The organism is Salmonella sp. SAL04213 (assembly GCF_046550535.1).
Classification (GTDB): domain Bacteria; phylum Pseudomonadota; class Gammaproteobacteria; order Enterobacterales; family Enterobacteriaceae; genus Salmonella; species Salmonella enterica.
The window spans coordinates 235,203-252,831 of sequence record NZ_JBGDXS010000004.1 but is presented as its reverse complement, the minus strand read 5'-3'; the positions used below and the strand labels follow the sequence as shown (position 1 = coordinate 252,831).

Annotated in this window: 16 protein-coding genes and 1 pseudogene; 11 read left to right on the top strand and 6 right to left on the bottom strand. The window is 50.4% G+C overall.

Translation table 11 applies throughout. From position 1 onward, the window contains the following. The first annotated feature begins 98 nt into the window (after positions 1 to 98). Complete coding sequence (locus ACLJPQ_RS12985; protein ID WP_001575119.1) at positions 99 to 923, top strand: protein bax; 825 nt, start codon at positions 99 to 101, stop codon at positions 921 to 923. Between the two features lie 60 nt (positions 924 to 983). Here the strand turns inward: ACLJPQ_RS12985 and xylR are convergent, their stop codons facing one another. Continuing rightward, the gene (gene xylR / locus ACLJPQ_RS12980) at positions 984 to 2,162 is read right to left on the bottom strand and encodes a D-xylose utilization transcriptional activator XylR (RefSeq protein ID WP_000459824.1); all 1,179 of its coding nucleotides are present in this window, start codon (positions 2,160 to 2,162) and stop codon (positions 984 to 986) included. A 362-nt stretch (positions 2,163 to 2,524) separates the two neighbouring features. Here xylR and xylA point away from each other — a divergent pair, with 362 nt between their 5' ends. The 3 genes from xylA to ACLJPQ_RS12965 all read left to right on the top strand — a co-directional run bounded on the left by xylA (position 2,525) and on the right by ACLJPQ_RS12965 (position 5,929). After that, positions 2,525 to 3,847 (top strand): xylose isomerase, encoded by a 1,323-nt coding sequence (gene xylA / locus ACLJPQ_RS12975; RefSeq protein WP_001149561.1) that lies wholly within the window; start codon positions 2,525 to 2,527, stop codon positions 3,845 to 3,847. A gap of 99 nt (positions 3,848 to 3,946) precedes the next feature. Then, positions 3,947 to 5,401: a xylulokinase gene (xylB, locus tag ACLJPQ_RS12970; RefSeq protein WP_024156872.1), complete on the top strand. Its 1,455-nt coding sequence runs from the start codon at positions 3,947 to 3,949 to the stop codon at positions 5,399 to 5,401. Positions 5,402 to 5,575: 174 nt separating this feature from the next. After that, on the top strand, positions 5,576 to 5,929 hold the full coding sequence (locus ACLJPQ_RS12965; RefSeq protein ID WP_000340935.1) for a YiaA/YiaB family protein: 354 nt from the start codon (positions 5,576 to 5,578) through the stop codon (positions 5,927 to 5,929). A gap of 22 nt (positions 5,930 to 5,951) precedes the next feature. Here the strand turns inward: ACLJPQ_RS12965 and ACLJPQ_RS12960 are convergent, their stop codons facing one another. Next, positions 5,952 to 6,947, bottom strand: coding sequence for an acyltransferase (locus tag ACLJPQ_RS12960; protein ID WP_080184962.1), 996 nt, complete (start codon positions 6,945 to 6,947; stop codon positions 5,952 to 5,954). Between the two features lie 165 nt (positions 6,948 to 7,112). Between ACLJPQ_RS12960 and ACLJPQ_RS12955 the strand changes: the two genes are divergently transcribed. The 4 genes and pseudogenes from ACLJPQ_RS12955 to ACLJPQ_RS12940 all read left to right on the top strand — a co-directional run. Then, positions 7,113 to 7,415 (top strand): YsaB family lipoprotein, encoded by a 303-nt coding sequence (locus ACLJPQ_RS12955; protein ID WP_000605590.1) that lies wholly within the window; start codon positions 7,113 to 7,115, stop codon positions 7,413 to 7,415. Positions 7,416 to 7,553: 138 nt separating this feature from the next. Beyond that, positions 7,554 to 8,465 carry a glycine--tRNA ligase subunit alpha gene (glyQ, locus tag ACLJPQ_RS12950; protein WP_001168551.1) on the top strand — a complete coding sequence of 304 codons (912 nt, stop codon included), beginning with the start codon at positions 7,554 to 7,556 and terminating at the stop codon, positions 8,463 to 8,465. Positions 8,466 to 8,474: 9 nt separating this feature from the next. Further along, positions 8,475 to 10,544, top strand: coding sequence for a glycine--tRNA ligase subunit beta (gene glyS / locus ACLJPQ_RS12945; protein ID WP_080184963.1), 2,070 nt, complete (start codon positions 8,475 to 8,477; stop codon positions 10,542 to 10,544). Positions 10,545 to 11,009: 465 nt separating this feature from the next. Next, positions 11,010 to 11,438, top strand: a pseudogene (locus tag ACLJPQ_RS12940) (transposase); the annotation flags it as partial. 195 nt (positions 11,439 to 11,633) lie between these two features. Here the strand turns inward: ACLJPQ_RS12940 and ACLJPQ_RS12935 are convergent. Next, positions 11,634 to 12,404, bottom strand: coding sequence for a DUF3800 domain-containing protein (locus ACLJPQ_RS12935; RefSeq protein ID WP_000456879.1), 771 nt, complete (start codon positions 12,402 to 12,404; stop codon positions 11,634 to 11,636). A 1,026-nt stretch (positions 12,405 to 13,430) separates the two neighbouring features. On the opposite strand from ACLJPQ_RS12935, the gene ACLJPQ_RS12930 reads away from it, so the two are divergent. From ACLJPQ_RS12930 to ACLJPQ_RS12920, 3 genes are all read left to right on the top strand, one after another. Beyond that, positions 13,431 to 14,459 (top strand): HNH endonuclease signature motif containing protein, encoded by a 1,029-nt coding sequence (locus tag ACLJPQ_RS12930; RefSeq protein WP_023196719.1) that lies wholly within the window; start codon positions 13,431 to 13,433, stop codon positions 14,457 to 14,459. Positions 14,460 to 14,581: 122 nt separating this feature from the next. Continuing rightward, the gene (locus ACLJPQ_RS12925; protein ID WP_000965889.1) at positions 14,582 to 14,869 is read left to right on the top strand and encodes a DUF1778 domain-containing protein; all 288 of its coding nucleotides are present in this window, start codon (positions 14,582 to 14,584) and stop codon (positions 14,867 to 14,869) included. Then, complete coding sequence (locus ACLJPQ_RS12920) at positions 14,857 to 15,342, top strand: GNAT family N-acetyltransferase (protein WP_080184964.1); 486 nt, start codon at positions 14,857 to 14,859, stop codon at positions 15,340 to 15,342. The genes ACLJPQ_RS12925 and ACLJPQ_RS12920 overlap by 13 nt, the downstream gene beginning before the upstream one ends. Positions 15,343 to 15,712: 370 nt before the next feature. Here the strand turns inward: ACLJPQ_RS12920 and cueP are convergent, their stop codons facing one another. The 3 genes from cueP to ACLJPQ_RS12905 form a co-directional block, all read right to left on the bottom strand. Next, entirely contained in the window at positions 15,713 to 16,252 is a 540-nt protein-coding gene (gene cueP, locus ACLJPQ_RS12915) for a copper-binding periplasmic metallochaperone CueP (RefSeq protein WP_080184965.1), read from the bottom strand. Between the two features lie 174 nt (positions 16,253 to 16,426). After that, entirely contained in the window at positions 16,427 to 16,639 is a 213-nt protein-coding gene (gene cspA, locus ACLJPQ_RS12910; RefSeq protein WP_000014594.1) for an RNA chaperone/antiterminator CspA, read from the bottom strand. A gap of 287 nt (positions 16,640 to 16,926) precedes the next feature. After that, positions 16,927 to 17,217 (bottom strand): HTH-type transcriptional regulator, encoded by a 291-nt coding sequence (locus ACLJPQ_RS12905; RefSeq protein ID WP_000455790.1) that lies wholly within the window; start codon positions 17,215 to 17,217, stop codon positions 16,927 to 16,929. Positions 17,218 to 17,629 lie beyond the last annotated feature (412 nt).

Here is a 17,629-nt window from a genome sequence, read left to right as displayed (position 1 = left end):
TGCTTTTTAAGCCTATTTTTGCTAGAATTTGGGGTTCAAACCTTAACTTCGTGAAAAATAAAAGGTGTTGGAATGTATCAATCCGACCAGGAGACCTAATGATATTGACTCCCATGCGACGATATGGGGCAATGATTCTTATGTTACTCACCATCGCATTTTCGGGTGAGGTGCTGGCAAAGACGCACGCAACACAAACGAGTCAAAAGTCCCACATAACTGAGACAAGTTATAAACAGGTTAGCAGTAAACAAGAGTATTCTCGCAATAGTGCAAAGAGCAGTTCACTTCCTGATTTGCGAAAATACCCTTCCGGAACCCCCAGAAAAAAAGCGTTTCTCCGGACCGTTATGCCTTACATCACCAGCCAAAATGCCGCGATTACCGCGGACCGTAATTGGCTGATCTCAAAACAGTACCAGAACCGCTGGTCGCCGTCTGAGCGCGCGCGTATGAAAGATATCGCGAAGCGCTATAAAGTGAGCTGGTCCGGCAACACGCGTCGTATTCCGTGGAATACGTTGCTGGAGCGCGTCGACATTATCCCAACCAGCATGGTGGCGACGATGGCGGCGGCGGAAAGCGGCTGGGGAACCTCTAAACTGGCGCGTAGCAACAATAACCTGTTCGGCATGAAGTGCACGAAAGGGCGTTGTACCAATACGCCGGGTAAGGTGAAAGGTTACTCGCAATTCGCGTCGGTTGAGGAGTCGGTGAGCGCGTATGTCGCCAACCTGAACACGCATCCGGCTTATTCTTCTTTCCGCAAGTCGCGCGCCCAACTGCGTAAGGCGGATCAGGAAGTCACCGCCACGGCGATGATTCATAAGCTGAAGGGTTACTCTACCCAGGGGTCGCGCTATAACAACTACTTGTTCGCGATGTACCAGGACAACCAGCGTCTGATCGCCGCGCATATGTAATTCTGTGTGCCGGATGGCGCTACGCTATCCGGCTTACAAGGCGTCTGTAGGCTGGATAAACTACAACAACGCTTCACTATGCTGGTCGCGATACTCCTTAGGCGTAGTGACGTACTCCTTTTTAAACACCGAATAGAAATATTGCAGCGACGGGTAGCCGCACATTTGCGAAATTTCGTTTATCGCCAACGTGGTGGAAATCAACAAACTACGCGCTTTTTCCAGCTTTTCGGCGTGGATCAGCGCATGTATCGTCTCGCCAACTTCTTCCTTAAAACGTTTTTCCAGGTTTGAACGTGAAATCCCAACCGCGTCCAGCACCTGCTCGACTTTAATGCCCTTACAGGCATGGTTACGAATAAAGTGCATCGCCTGGATAACCGCCGGATCGGTCAGGGAGCGATAGTCTGTCGAGCGGCGCGCAATGACGCGCACCGGCGGCACCAGAATGCGCTGTAACGGCATCTCTTCGCGCGCCAGCAAACGGTGCAGCAGTTTCGCCGCCTGATAGCCCATTTGCCGCGCCCCCTGCGCGACGGAGGAAAGCGCCACGCGTGACAGATAACGGGTTAACTCTTCGTTATCAATACCGATAACGCAAAGTTTTTCCGGCACCGGAATATGCAGATGTTCACAGGCCTGCAATACGTGGCGGGCACGGGCATCCGTTACGGCAATGATGCCGGTTTGCGGCGGCAGCGTCTGAAGCCAGTCGGCGAGGCGATTTTGCGCGTGCTGCCAGTTTTCCGGCGCGGTTTCCAGTCCCTGATAGACTACGCCGCGGTATTTTTCCTCGGCGACCAGCTGGCGAAAGGCGTATTCCCGTTCCGCCGCCCAATGTTTGCGGCTGGAGTCGGGCAAACCGTAAAACGCGAAGCGGTTAACGCCTTTTTCTTTTAAATGCAGGAAAGCGCTTTCAACGAGCGCATGATTATCGGTGGCGATGTAATGAACGGCGGGATAATTTTCAGCAAGATGGTAAGAACCGCCGACCCCGACAATGGGTACGTCGACATCGGCTAATAATTGCGCGATATCGTCATCATCGTAATCGGCAATAACGCCGTCGCCTAACCACTCTTTAATGTTATCGATACGGGCACGGAAATCTTCCTCAATAAATATATCCCATTCGGATTGCGAGGCTTGTAAATATTCACCCACCCCCTCCACTACCTGACGGTCATAGGCTTTATTCGCGTTAAATAACAGAGTGATGCGGTGACGTTTATCAAACATGAGGATATATCCTGCAAAAGTGAACCTGGACTCATGGATACTATCAAAACGGCTGACATAACGGTCTGGCGAATGATGACAAATTATTTTGCGCCTGAAACGTTATGCGAAATTCATCACAGCAAACGGCGGATGACAATTGTCATTTCTTATCTATATATTACGGTTTTTTGTTTATTTGCCAGGATTCGATCGCGATCGCTTTTTTCTTCTGTGGTTTTCAGCGTTTTTTTGAGAGCCAGAGCACATTTGGGGATTCTCTTAATAGCGGTGTGAAATAACGTAATTGAGCAATAAATCAGGAAATTCCAGTATGACGTTATGTCGTTTACTTGCCGTCTTATCTGATTATGGAGCTCACTATGCAGGCTTATTTTGACCAACTCGATCGTGTTCGCTATGAAGGCCCTCAATCGACTAACCCGCTGGCATTTCGTCATTACAATCCCGACGAGCTGGTTTTAGGTAAACGTATGGAAGATCACCTGCGTTTCGCGGCCTGTTACTGGCATACCTTCTGCTGGAACGGCGCGGATATGTTTGGTGTAGGCGCGTTTAATCGTCCGTGGCAGCAACCGGGCGAAGCGCTGGAGCTGGCGAAACGCAAAGCGGACGTGGCGTTTGAATTTTTCCACAAACTGAATGTGCCTTTTTATTGCTTCCATGACGTGGATGTGTCGCCGGAAGGCGCGTCGCTGAAAGAATATAAAAACAACTTCGCGCAGATGGTGGATGTGCTGGCGGCGAAACAGGAACAGAGCGGCGTAAAACTGCTGTGGGGAACGGCGAACTGCTTTACCAACCCGCGCTATGGCGCAGGCGCCGCCACTAACCCGGATCCGGAAGTCTTTAGCTGGGCAGCGACGCAAGTGGTTACGGCAATGAACGCCACGCATAAACTGGGCGGCGAAAATTACGTCCTGTGGGGCGGGCGCGAAGGTTATGAAACGTTGCTGAATACCGATCTGCGCCAGGAACGCGAACAGATTGGCCGCTTTATGCAAATGGTGGTCGAGCACAAACATAAAATGGGTTTCCAGGGCACGCTGCTGATTGAACCGAAACCGCAGGAACCGACAAAACATCAGTATGATTATGACGTTGCAACGGTCTATGGCTTCCTCAAACAGTTCGGCCTGGAAAAAGAGATCAAAGTGAACATTGAGGCGAACCACGCGACGCTGGCGGGCCATTCGTTCCACCATGAAATCGCGACCGCTATCGCGCTGGGTATTTTTGGCTCCGTTGACGCCAACCGCGGCGATGCGCAACTGGGCTGGGATACCGATCAGTTCCCGATTAGCGTTGAAGAGAACGCGCTGGTGATGTACGAAATCCTGAAAGCGGGCGGATTCACGACGGGCGGTCTCAACTTCGACGCCAAAGTTCGTCGCCAGAGCACCGATAAATACGATCTGTTCTACGGTCATATCGGCGCGATGGATACGATGGCGTTGTCGCTGAAAATCGCCGCGCGTATGGTTGAAGACGGCGAGCTGGATAAACGCGTGGCGAAGCGCTATGCCGGCTGGAATGGCGAGCTGGGGCAGCAGATTCTGAAAGGACAACTCTCCTTAGGCGAACTGGCGCAGTATGCGGAGCAGCATAATCTGGCGCCAGTACATCAAAGCGGTCATCAGGAGCTGTTAGAAAATCTGGTTAACCGTTATCTGTTTGATAAATAACCCTATCTACCGGGCGACTCCGCGTTAGCCCGGCCTGTAGTCGTGATTAGCCCGGTAAGCGTAGCGCTGCCGGGCGCTTTCAGTAAAGGAACCCACACTATGTATATCGGGATCGATCTTGGTACATCGGGTGTAAAAGCTATCCTGTTGAATGAGCAGGGCGATGTGCTGGCTACGCATACTGAAAAACTGACCGTATCGCGTCCGCATCCCTTATGGTCGGAACAGGAACCAGAGCAGTGGTGGCAGGCGACGGATCGTGCGGTTAAAGGTTTAGGTCGGCAACAGTCGTTAAGTGGCGTCCGGGCGTTGGGCATCGCCGGACAAATGCATGGCGCGACATTGCTTGATAGCCGTCAGCAGGTCCTGCGACCAGCGATTTTATGGAATGACGGACGCTGTAGCGAAGAGTGCGCCTGGCTGGAAAAACAGGTGCCGCAGTCGCGTGCGATAACCGGTAATCTGATGATGCCCGGTTTTACCGCGCCCAAATTAGTCTGGGTGCAGCGCCACGAACCGGATATTTTCCGCCAGATAGACAAAGTTCTGCTGCCGAAAGATTTTCTGCGGCTGCGAATGACGGGCGTCTTTGCCAGCGATATGTCGGATGCGGCGGGAACGATGTGGCTGGACGTGAAAAAGCGCGACTGGAGCGACGTTATGCTCAACGCCTGTCATTTAACCCGACAGCAGATGCCAGCGTTATTTGAAGGTAGTGACATTACCGGAACGTTGCTGCCAGAGGTAGCCAGCGCATGGGGAATGCCAGCAGTACCTGTGGTGGCGGGCGGCGGCGACAATGCGGCTGGCGCGGTCGGCGTAGGAATGATCGATGCCGGACAGGCGATGCTCTCACTTGGAACATCGGGCGTCTATTTTGCCGTCAGCGACGGCTTTCTGAGTAAACCGGAGAGCGCAGTACACAGTTTTTGCCATGCGCTGCCGGAACGCTGGCATTTAATGTCTGTAATGTTGAGCGCCGCCTCTTGTCTGGACTGGGCGGCTAAACTCACCGGGCAGAAGAACGTCCCGACGCTGATTGCCGCCGCGCAGCTGGCGGATGAGCATACCGATCCGATCTGGTTTTTGCCGTACCTGTCCGGCGAGCGCACGCCGCACAATAATCCGCAGGCAAAAGGCGTTTTCTTTGGTTTAACCCATCAGCATGGCCCGGCGGAACTGGCGCGGGCGGTACTGGAAGGCGTGGGATATGCTCTGGCGGATGGCATGGATGTGGTTCACGCCTGCGGCGTCAAATCCGCCAGCGTGACGCTTATCGGCGGCGGGGCGCGCAGCGAATACTGGCGTCAGATGCTATCTGATATTAGCGGGCTACAGCTTGATTATCGTACTGGCGGCGATGTGGGGCCAGCGCTGGGCGCGGCGCGTCTGGCGCAAATTGCGGTGAATAAACAGACTCCGCTCGCCGATGTATTGCCGCAGTTGCCGCTGGAGCAGGCGCATTATCCCGATGCGCAGCGTCATGCGGTTTATCAACAACGTCGTGAAACCTTCCGTCGACTCTATCAGCAGCTGTTGCCGTTGATGTCATAAGTCAGAATGCCTTTCGGTTTTGGCTGAAAGGCATTTCCCGTAAATATTAATTCTATTGAATTATATCGAAGTAAGTATGTGTGTTTTCTGATTTTTATATTATTGCTGAGCAGGCGCCTTTTTCATCGCTATTTCTTCGCTTAATGTGTCTCACACAACCACAAGGAGAGTGAGATGGACGATCACGTTGCGCGCAGGAAACGGATATTCGGCCTGGGAATGTTAGTTGTCGGTGCAGTGGTATACCTGGTGGGACTGTGGCCAGGCTGTCATACATTAAGCGAAAAGGGATATTTTTTTGCGGCAATCGTCATGTGTGGTTTTCCAGTCTTAATTCGCCAGGAACACACGGGAAATGGCCGCTTGCTTTCTCGTTGCAAATCTTTGCTGTTGCTTGGCATCGGCATGGTCGCGGTCGGCGTATTTAACCTGGCGCTGGCGGGCGCGCTGAAAATACTGTGTCTGGTGGCGCTGGGGGTCAGTATATATGGAACCGATCTTTACGCTTCCTACAGTGATGATGAATGATGGCCGGAGCCATCATTGTCGTTTAGCTAACCCATTTCCGTTTATCGATACGCTGTAACAGCATGGAAAGTAGCAGGCTTCCTGTCACCGTCGCGGCAAAAACCCACACGATGTCTAACGGCGGCCAACGTTTTAACTCCAGACCATTAGTACGTAGCGCATGGATAATCAGCGCGTGGAAACCATAAATACCCAGCGAGTGGCGGGAGATAAGTCCCAGTCCAGGTAACGTCCGCGCATTCAGCTTATTTTTAACTATCGTGAACAGTGAGACGGCGCAAATAAACACCATGGGACCGCAATACAGATACCAGGTATCGGCAAAATTTCCGCGCCAGCGTAATTCATGCAATGTGCCGCGAGAAATAACAAATACCGCGATGATGAACAGGGCAGCGCAGATAAGCGTCAGCGATGACTTTTGCGTCTCCATCATTCCAATGGCGCGGCCCAGGATACCGTAGAGAATGTAGTAGAACGTGTCGCCGTTGATATACAGATTGATGGGCAACCATTCAACGCCGCCGATTTTTTGCGGCACAGTATTTGGGTTAGCAATAATACCAATGATCACCATCAGCATCAGGAGCATTTTGCCGCTCACGTTTTTTACCTGGATTAATGGCGATACCAGGTAGATCACCGCAATCGCAAAGAAAAACCACAGGTGGTAAAACACGGGTTTTTGCAGCGCATTTTTTAGCGAAAGCTCGACGTTGATCGAAGTAAAAAGTGAAATGTAAGCCAGGGCGACAACGCTGTAAAAGATAAGGCAGAGGGCGATACGTAAAAAATGCCGCGGTTGCGCGCAGCGCTCGCCAAAAAAAAGATAGCCTGAAATCATAAAAAACAGGGGAACGCTAACGCGCGAAGCCGAATTCAGGACATTCGCAATATCCCAGTTTAGCGGGCTGACGCTGTGGGCGTTGGTGATGTACCACGTTGTAGTATGGATCATCACTACCATTAAACAGGCGATCCCTCGCAGGTTATCAATCCAGTTAATTTTAGGCTGCATCAGTTCCTCAGCTTCCGTTTCAATAGAGTTCCAGCGCGGTGGCTCACTGGAAAAATCCGACTTTCTACGCTACATCTTGTGATGGCGTAAGGAGATTCGCACAATGTGTCTGCTACCCACAAACCTTAATAATAAGACTGACCAGCAAACCAGACGGTAATAAAAATGATAATGAAGTATTTCTGTTCTGTGATGATAGCCATCGCTCTGGTGGGATGCACAGCGACACCGCCACCGACGCAAAAAGCCCAGCAGAGTAAAGTGAGCCCAACACGCACGCTGGATATGGAAGCATTGTGTAAAGCCCAGGCGGCGCAGCGTTACAACACTGGCGCACAGAAAATTGCTGTTACCGGCTTCGAGCAGTTTCAGGGGAGCTATGAGATGCGTGGTAATACCTTCCGTAAAGAGAGTTTTGTCTGCTCTTTTGATGCAGATGGGCAGTTTTTACATCTTTCTATGCGGTAAAAGCCGCGCCTGGTGAGGTGTGATGCCGCGAAATCCGGCAATTTTCGCTAAACAAACCGGTTTCATACTGTATATCTCGCATCCAGCGGGTATACTGGCTCCTTCCTTTAAATCCACACGTATCCAGCACGAAATAATATGCAAAAGTTTGATACCAGGACCTTCCAGGGCTTGATCCTGACCTTACAGGATTACTGGGCTCGCCAGGGCTGCACCATTGTTCAACCATTGGACATGGAAGTCGGCGCGGGAACTTCTCATCCAATGACCTGCCTGCGCGCGCTGGGGCCAGAGCCGATGGCGACTGCCTATGTGCAGCCTTCTCGTCGTCCGACCGATGGCCGCTACGGCGAAAACCCGAACCGCTTACAGCACTACTATCAGTTCCAGGTAGTGATTAAGCCGTCTCCGGACAACATTCAGGAGCTGTACCTCGGTTCTCTGAAAGAGCTGGGTATGGACCCGACCATTCACGACATCCGTTTCGTGGAAGATAACTGGGAAAACCCGACGCTGGGCGCCTGGGGACTCGGCTGGGAAGTGTGGCTGAATGGCATGGAAGTGACGCAGTTCACCTACTTCCAGCAGGTCGGCGGCCTGGAGTGCAAGCCGGTGACCGGTGAAATCACCTACGGTCTGGAACGTCTGGCGATGTATATCCAGGGCGTGGACAGCGTTTACGACCTGGTCTGGAGCGATGGCCCGCTGGGTAAAACCACCTACGGTGACGTGTTCCATCAAAACGAAGTGGAGCAGTCCACCTATAACTTTGAATACGCCGATGTGGATTTCTTATTCACCTGCTTCGAGCAGTATGAGAAAGAAGCCCAGCAGCTGCTGGCGCTGGAAAACCCGCTGCCGTTGCCGGCCTACGAGCGTATTCTGAAAGCCGCCCATAGCTTCAACCTGCTGGATGCGCGTAAAGCTATCTCCGTCACCGAACGTCAGCGCTACATTTTGCGTATTCGCACCCTGACCAAAGCAGTGGCAGAGGCTTATTATGCTTCCCGTGAAGCCCTCGGCTTCCCGATGTGCAACAAAGACAAGTAAGAGGCGGCCATGTCTGAGAAAACTTTTCTGGTGGAAATCGGCACTGAAGAGCTGCCACCAAAAGCACTGCGCAGTTTGGCTGAGTCCTTTGCTGCGAACTTCACTGCGGAGCTGGATAACGCCGGCCTCGCGCACGGTAACGTTGAATGGTTTGCCGCCCCGCGCCGTCTGGCGCTGAAAGTGGCGAATCTTGCTGAATCTCAGCCCGATCGCGAAGTCGAAAAACGTGGTCCGGCGATTGCTCAGGCGTTTGACGCCGAAGGCAAACCGAGCAAAGCGGCAGAAGGCTGGGCGCGCGGCTGCGGGATCACCGTTGATCAGGCCGAGCGTCTGAAGACCGACAAAGGCGAATGGCTGCTGTATCGCGCCCACGTGAAGGGCGAAAGTACCGAAGCGCTGGTGCCGAACATGGTAGCCACCTCGCTGGCGAAACTACCGATCCCGAAACTGATGCGCTGGGGCGCGTCTGACGTCCACTTCGTGCGTCCGGTGCACACTGTGACTCTGCTGCTGGGCGATAAAGTGATTCCGGCGACCATCCTGGGCATTCAGTCTGACCGCGTCATTCGCGGCCACCGCTTTATGGGTGAGCCGGAGTTTACTATCGACAATGCTGACCAGTACCCGCAAATTCTGCTGGAGCGCGGTAAAGTCATTGCGGACTACGAAGCGCGTAAAGCCAAAATCAAAGCGGACGCCGAAGAAGCAGCACGCAAGATTGGCGGTAATGCCGACCTGAGCGAAAGCCTGCTGGAAGAAGTGGCCTCGCTGGTGGAATGGCCGGTGGTATTGACGGCAAAATTCGAAGAGAAATTCCTCGCCGTGCCTGCCGAAGCGCTGGTGTACACCATGAAGGGCGACCAGAAGTATTTCCCGGTTTATGACAACGCGGGCAAGCTGCTGCCGAACTTTATCTTCGTCGCCAACATCGAGTCGAAGGATCCGCAACAAATTATCTCCGGTAACGAGAAAGTGGTGCGTCCGCGTCTGGCAGATGCTGAATTCTTCTTCAATACCGACCGTAAAAAACGTCTGGAAGACCATCTGCCGCGTCTGCAAACCGTGCTGTTCCAGCAACAGCTGGGCACGCTGCGCGACAAGACCGACCGTATTCAGGCGCTGGCGGGCTGGATTGCTGGTCAGATTGGCGCTGACGTCAACCACGCCACTCGTGCGGGCCTGCTCTCCAAGTGCGACCTGATGACCAACATGGTCTTCGAGTTTACCGACACCCAGGGCGTGATGGGGATGCACTACGCGCGTCACGATGGTGAAGCGGAAGATGTGGCTGTGGCGCTGAACGAACAGTATCAGCCGCGCTTTGCCGGTGATGACCTGCCGTCTAACCCGGTAGCCTGTGCGTTGGCGATCGCTGACAAGATGGATACTCTGGCGGGTATCTTCGGTATCGGCCAGCATCCGAAAGGCGACAAAGACCCGTTTGCGCTGCGTCGTGCCGCGCTGGGCGTGCTGCGTATTATCGTTGAGAAGAACCTCAACCTTGATCTGCAAACGCTGACTGAAGAAGCGGCGCGTCTGTATGGCGACAAGCTGACCAATGCCAACGTAGTCGATGATGTGATCGACTTTATGCTGGGTCGTTTCCGCGCCTGGTATCAGGATGAAGGTTACACCGTCGACACCATCCAGGCGGTACTGGCGCGTCGTCCGACCCGTCCGGCAGATTTTGATGCCCGCATGAAGGCGGTGTCTCATTTCCGCACCCTGGAAGAAGCCTCTACGCTGGCGGCGGCGAACAAGCGCGTCTCCAACATCCTGGCGAAAGCCACTGAGCCGCTGAACGATATCGTCCACGCCTCCGTACTGAAAGAAGCGGCGGAAATTGAGTTGGCCAGACATCTGGTTGTGCTGCGTGATAAGCTTCAGCCGTACTTTGCCGATGGTCGTTATCAGGAAGCGTTGATTGAGCTGGCTGCTCTGCGCGCGCCGGTGGATGAATTCTTCGAAAATGTCATGGTTAACGCGGAAGAGAAAGATATCCGTATCAACCGCCTGACGCTGTTGTCGAAACTACGCGAACTGTTCCTGCAGGTTGCGGATATTTCGTTACTACAATAAGCGTTCAGTTAATTAAAAAAAAACCTGCTTTCGGGCAGGTTTTTTTATAACATAAATAGTATCAGTCGATTCGCTAATAATTCTGTAACTCATAGACGCGGTTATTTCTATTGATTGGCAAAAAATATTTCAGGAATACATTAACGCTGGCGGTACGGATATTGGCGTTAGAATAGCTGCGGGTGCTTGAGACTGTTTGTCTCAGGTATTCACCAAAAGGCAGACAGAGAAAATCCCCACCTGACTATACCCAAAATAATTCGAGTTGCTTAAAGGCGGCAAGGGAGTGAGTCCCCAGGAGCATAGATAACTATGTGACTGGGGTGAGCGACAAATCTGCCGGGAGCAGATTTGAACGTCGCGTGCGACGGCCCGTCAGGGCGAGGCCCATGGATGGGCCGAGTAATCCGTAGCCAACACATAAGCAACTTGAAGTATGAAGGGTATATAAATCAAAAGTGCACTGCGCCCATTATTGATCTCTTCAATAACGAAGCGATCTCCTGCAGTATTTCAGAATGTCCAACCATGCCGATGATCGATGACATACTCATGAAGGCATTTGCCAGACTTGATGCGGGTACCAATCCGGTTCTTCATTCAGATCAGGGCTGGCAATACCGTCATTGATGGTACCAGTATCAGTTACGAGAGTTTGGCATCATCCAAAGTATGTCCCGCAAAGGCAACTGCCTTGATAATGCCTGTGCAGAATGTTTTTTCGGGACTTTAAAATCAGAAAGTTTTTACACCAGTAAATTTAAGGATATTGATGAACTTAAGATAGCTATTGAGGATTACATACGATACTACAATCCCCGACGAATTAGCCTTAGATTTAACGGACTCAGCCCGGTTGAATACCACCTAACGAGCTATCCAGGCAGAAATTAACAAGGTCTGTACAGGGATGCTATCAGGAAACCTGAACGTCGGTAGATACGCTCACGCAAATGTCTCAGGGCGTGAAGCGGACATTTAAATATTTGTTCCAGTGGCCAAATTTAGTGCACTACTACAGTATCGGTTGACACCTATCCTTTAAATCTGGTCGGCCTATGCATAAACAATCGATTTTTGAAGTCAAGGTTAGGACAGCTCTTCCCGCTTAACCAATGGAACGCTGTAATCAGGTCGAATACTCTTTGAACCCGGCATAGCTCGCATTTCTTGCGGGAAATGCCAGATATTAAAATCCTTATTCGGGAATGTATCGTAATGGAAAAAATCCCAGCCAAGCAGAGCAGCCATACGTTCAAAGGCAAGCTCCTTAGCCACTGATAGTTCTAGCCGAGGATTAAGGTACTTTAAGTACCCAGAATTCACAGCTCCGGTCAGAATGTCGACAACCTGTAATCCAAGATGATGCTTAGAGTCGTGCATCGTCACAGACTTAATCAGCTTCTTCATCCCTGCCCTAGCCAGCATGTTGTTAGCAACAATACCTGTCACTTCATCGTTCTTTTTGTATTTATCAATCTTCTGGTCGATGATCACCTCAACGTCACTCTTAATCTGCTTAGCAACGTTCTTAACGAGCATTGTGTACGTCTGGTAAAAAGCCAACTCCCTGTCCGTCTGCCAGTTGTTGTAAATGTTCTTAACTACAACAATTGAGTGGAAGCAGCACGAGTTCTTGAGCACCATAGCCAGCAGCTCAATGCAGATGTTTGCCTGCCCTGCACTGTTCTTAATCTTGGACCACTTCAACTCACCGACAATCCCGTACTTATCTTTTAATTTCTGGACGCGCTCATTGAAGATGTGTAACGTGTCTTTACGCACACACAGCAAACCAATGCCATAACAGCGGTCACTCCCTGTCGTACCACTCTCATCACCAAAAGCCACGTATTCCATACAAATACCCACATAAAATTAAATGGGTATTTTATGCTCAACCCAAGCGACAGACAATGTTTGTGGGTCTACTCAAGAGCCTTTAGGTATCTAGTGTATCCATACGCTCGCACAATCTACTCACGGCACTTGACGGGCAGGACGAAGGTCTTATATGAGCGAGGAGTAAAAGTTGATATGCAAGCAGCACAGCACTATGTGGCTGTTTATTGTTCTGACGCCACTGGTGGAAGAGATGTTCTTGCCTTCGAAATCAATTTTTCAATTACTTCCAGAGGAATGTTCTCTTCGTAACAGGTCAAAAATAATTCGTGAGTAATATCAGAAAAGAAGATCTCTGCAACTTGCCGTAAAGGAGATGTCTCGCTGACGTATAACTCTAGGTACATGCTATCACGCAATAGGGGTTCTACGCCGGCACCCCAGATTTTTCTGCGGCCTATAAGGGGCCGCTTGGAAAACGAAAGTTATCCCGCGTCAAGCCTGTTTTTTAGGGAGCCAGAATTTTACAAGCTGCTTTGAGCGAGTAACTGTAGTGACCTGCATTTATAAATGCTCAGGCCCGCATTTATCGCGTCATTTTTGCCCACAATACCTGCATCTATCCGGGTGACCAAACCCGGATTAACTACAAATGAACCTACATTCGAACACTTCGACCTGCATTTCATTTTGACGAACCCACTTTATTTGTGACCAGCGGTTGTTCCATTAACTCAGCGGTCATCGTTGTTTCTGGTCTTTGATTCCTGTAATGACTAACTGCACTCAGAGCACCAGCGCCCATCAGCCCCGCTCGCCGACTGGCAAAGTATCCAGAAATCGAACGTTTTGTGGAACCCAACAGCCACGATTTTCAGTTGCAGATATTGCGGGTGGGCGATCAGCTAATCGTAAATGCAGGTCGAACCGATTTCAAATACAGGTCACTACATTTATCCTTACGGCAATTGTTGGCAGGAATAAGTTGGCAAGGTCGATCTCGAAGGGGTGGACTGGAAAAAAAGCTGGTTGAGGTGGATTAAAATGACTATGGAAGTTCACGGGTTTATTATTTCGTCTCCGTTCGTGTTCGTCTGCGATGGTAAGGTTTATCGCAGCCAATCGGGGAAAAACTGGACGGTCATATTTAGCCGTTACGGTACGCAAGCCTGGGGGAATGATACCTATGCTTCCCAGCGCGTTGACCGTGCCTGCCCGCCAAATCGTAACGAAGAAGTTCGTTTGGCTTTCCGTGGCGCAGTTATGCGCCACTTCAAGCTGAACTACACCCAAATTGAGGCGTTCTTCCAGCGTCAGATCGACGAGGGCAAGCAAATCCTGGTTGAAGGAAATTCGGTTAAACGCCATGTGGGTGGCCGTAGCAGCTACAGCACAGGCAGTAGCAGCACGACTGTATCTGCTCCCGCGCCCGCTCCAGTCAAAAAGGAATCCCCCCATCCGGCGCTTAAACATGGTTGCCCAGCGAGTCGCTTGGAAGAATTCCTGGCCTGGGAAAAAGCGCACCTTGGGATTTTGAATCGTGTCAAAATGCCCCAGCGCGTTGCCATGTTCTTGGGAACTTGGGAAGAACCGAAAGCGGTCGAACCTGAACCCGTGGTGGTCGAAGAACCCCAGGCTGAAGAACCGCAAGCCGAACGGTCGCTGGCTGAAGAACGCGAACACAAAGAAGATGTACCGTTCTATGGCCGTCGCCGTCGTGATCAGGGGAAATTCCGTGAAGATGTGATGCTTAACTGCGGTGGCCGTTGCGTCTACACGAATGCCATTGCGGTACGCTGTGAAGCCGCGCACCTTAAAGCCCACGCTCGCAAAGGTGGCGCGAGCTTTAAAAACGGTCTGCTGCTGCGCGCTGATATCCACAAGCTCTTTGACGCGGGACTATGCGCCATCGATCCACACACGCTTAAACTCTGGTTCGCGCCAGACCTGGTAAAAAAAGACGCAGATCTCGCGGCCATTGATGGGATAACGATGCGCAAAACGCTGCTCCCTATCAACAAAGACAATATCGAAGGCCGCTGGGATGCCTTCGTTAAGATCTTGCTGGCATGATTAACTGGTCACAAACGTCCGCTTCTGGCACAAAGCGAACATCAGTATTCAAAAAATGAAAAACGACGACTTGATGTATACCGTTTGCTATACATGGTGGTTGTGCTATCATTGTAAAGCAAATGCTATACAAGGGGTGTCTCATGAAATCAGATGTTCAACTTAACCTTAGAGCTAAGGAATCGCAGCGGGCGCTCATTGATGCAGCTGCGGAAATCCTTCACAAGTCACGTACAGATTTCATTCTGGAAACGGCCTGCCGGGCTGCCGAGAATGTGATCCTTGACCGCCGTGTATTTAACTTTAACGATGAGCAATATGAGGAGTTCATTAATCTGCTTGATGCACCGGTCGCAGATGATCCCGTTATCGAAAAACTGCTGGCAAGGAAACCTCAGTGGGACGTGTAACAGCACCAGAACCTTTGTCCGCTTTTCATCAGGTAGCTGAGTTCGTCAGCGGTGAAGCTGTGCTCGATGACTGGTTGAAGCAAAAGGGCCTCAAAAACCAGGCTCTCGGAGCGGCCAGAACATTTGTGGTGTGCAAGAAAGACACGAAGCAAGTAGCCGGTTTTTACTCTCTGGCCACCGGTAGCGTCAACCATACAGAAGCGACAGGCAACCTTCGGCGTAACATGCCAGATCCCATCCCTGTCATTATACTTGCCCGTCTTGCTGTCGATCTCTCATTCCATGGAAAAGGGCTTGGGGCTGATTTACTTCATGATGCAGTGCTTCGTTGCTATCGGGTTGCCGAGAATATTGGTGTACGTGCAATCATGGTTCATGCACTTACCGAAGAAGTCAAAAATTTCTACATTCACCATGGTTTCAAATCATCACAAACTCAGCAGCGAACACTGTTCCTTAGGCTCCCTCAATAGAATGCAAAGACTGTTATGTTCAAATCGCTATAAGCGATAATTTGATAGAACGTCTAAGGTTAAATTCAGGAAGAATACGACGAACAAGATATTGATGAGACAGGAATCCGCGTGATGCAAGAAAGCAACGGAATGGATAATCCGATTGCGGACAATGTTATTTAGTTATAGCCAGAAACAAAAAAGAGCCCATGTATTAAATGGACTCTTTCGCTGATGCTTCGGTTAATCTGTCCAGGTTTTGGGGTCAGTACAAAGTGAGCCCACCTCTGCCATTCTTGTGGCGTTATGCATTCTCAAGGCACCCTGTTAATTTTATCTTGTTGGCGTTTTATAGGCCCGATAACCCATTATGTTATCGGGCATTTTTTTAACGTAATGGTAATTCCGTCAGACAGGTCTGGCTGTCATCTTTGGTGGCAATGGCATGTGACGCCGTTTTACCGTTGTAGCTTACTTCGAGCGTTCCTTCCATATTGCGCGGTAGCCAAACACCGATAAATCCGTTTCGATAGCTTTGCATCTCTTTTTGTACGATGACAGCGCCTTTACTGTCTGTCACTTTTACAGTGAACGGTTTATTCGGCATTTCTCCCTGACAGCCGGAAAGGCTGTGGTTAAAACAGGGGTGTGTCCGCCATTCATAGGGCGCAAAAGAGAGATAGAATTTGTCGCCTAACGGCAGCGTATAAATCTGCTCTCCGTCAGATAATTTGAGTTCGGTACTGGTAATCGACGCGGAGTAAGGCAAAGGACGGCTCTGCGGCGTCTGATCAATCGAATCCACGATCTGCTCAACCGTTTTTCCCGCCAGCCCATGTTGCGCCAGAAAAGCGGATTCTGAGGATGCCGCAAGCGCGGAGCCGCTGGCGCATAAACCCAAAAATAATAACCATGATGATTTCGACATAACTTCAATTCCTTGTGAACAATCTCCTTGCCTACTATAGGGGTTCCCCTAAGGGAAAGGTCAAAGGGACACAGGGTAAAGTAATGCAAAGTTATGCTGGGGGGAGAGGGGGGAATTGGAATAAAAAAAATCCCCGCCATCAGGCAGGGATTCAAAATTCTGAGCTTTTTAAGCTTACAGGCTGGTTACGTTGCCAGCTGCCGGGCCTTTAGCGCCGCTTTCGATGGTGAAGGAAACTTTCTGACCTTCGTCCAGAGATTTGTAACCATCGTTCTGAATAGCGGAGAAGTGTACGAACACGTCTTTAGAACCGTCATCAGGAGTAATAAAGCCGAAGCCTTTATCAGCGTTGAACCATTTTACGATACCAGTCATTTTACCGGACATAGTGTATTACCTTTTAAAAAATAAGTGTGCCTTTCGGCGTTATGGCGTGCTTTACAGATTTTTTAAGCGTTAAGGAAATGCGCACTACGAGGGGTATCTAATGGATAACTCTTGAAGGGACTTGCCTTACTAAACTGCTTTAATGGTCTGTACGTCAAACCGTTGAGCACATTAACTCATGTAATGCCGGACGATGCAACTTTTATTTTACTTTATTTCTCCAGGTCAGGAATCGGGCGGGGAAAACGGTCCTTACGCAGGACCGTTAAAACAGAAAGGGGTAAAAATTACTCCATCAATTGCTTACTTAAACGTGGGTTTGCCTGTATCAGGCGCATCAATTTAAGCTCTGCTGGCGTGGGTTTTTCGCGTTTCGATTCCCATTCCTGAACCATGGCAACCGTTACGCCCAGCGCTCTGGCGAATTCATCTGTTTTTAGTCCCGTCCCTCTCCGTAACTGTTCAAATTCGGTAAAAGGATTGGGTTTTTGCGTCAGGGTGATCTTTCGCGTTTCATCTTTAAAAACAATTTGTTCCAGGCTGCTCAGCAGCTCAAACATCGGATCTTTATATTCCATTGAGAACTCCTGTAAATCACACAGCGGGATCGTGAAGTGCATCGAAGCCTCTTAAGAATAGTCGGGAAACTTGCGGGTGGGGGGCGACGCGCCGCCAGGAAGCGCTATCGATTCGTTTCGATGCCTTACGCTACGCGACTTTTAGGACGCTAACAATTTGATCCAGGAAGGTATATCCGTCTTTCAGAAAATAATTGTAAAGATTAAAAAAATATTACATCCCCCGCTGGAAAGCTTTCTTGCCGCGTTTTTTATCGCAGTGTCAGGCCAAAAATTAACAATAAAATAACAAATTAAGCATTGATGCAGATAAACATAATTTTCCGCTACAAGATCGCGTGGAAAGGGTATCCTGCAAGCCTGACCTGGACTATCCTTGTAAGCCGTCAGGCACGCAGGTGTCGTTGTGCGC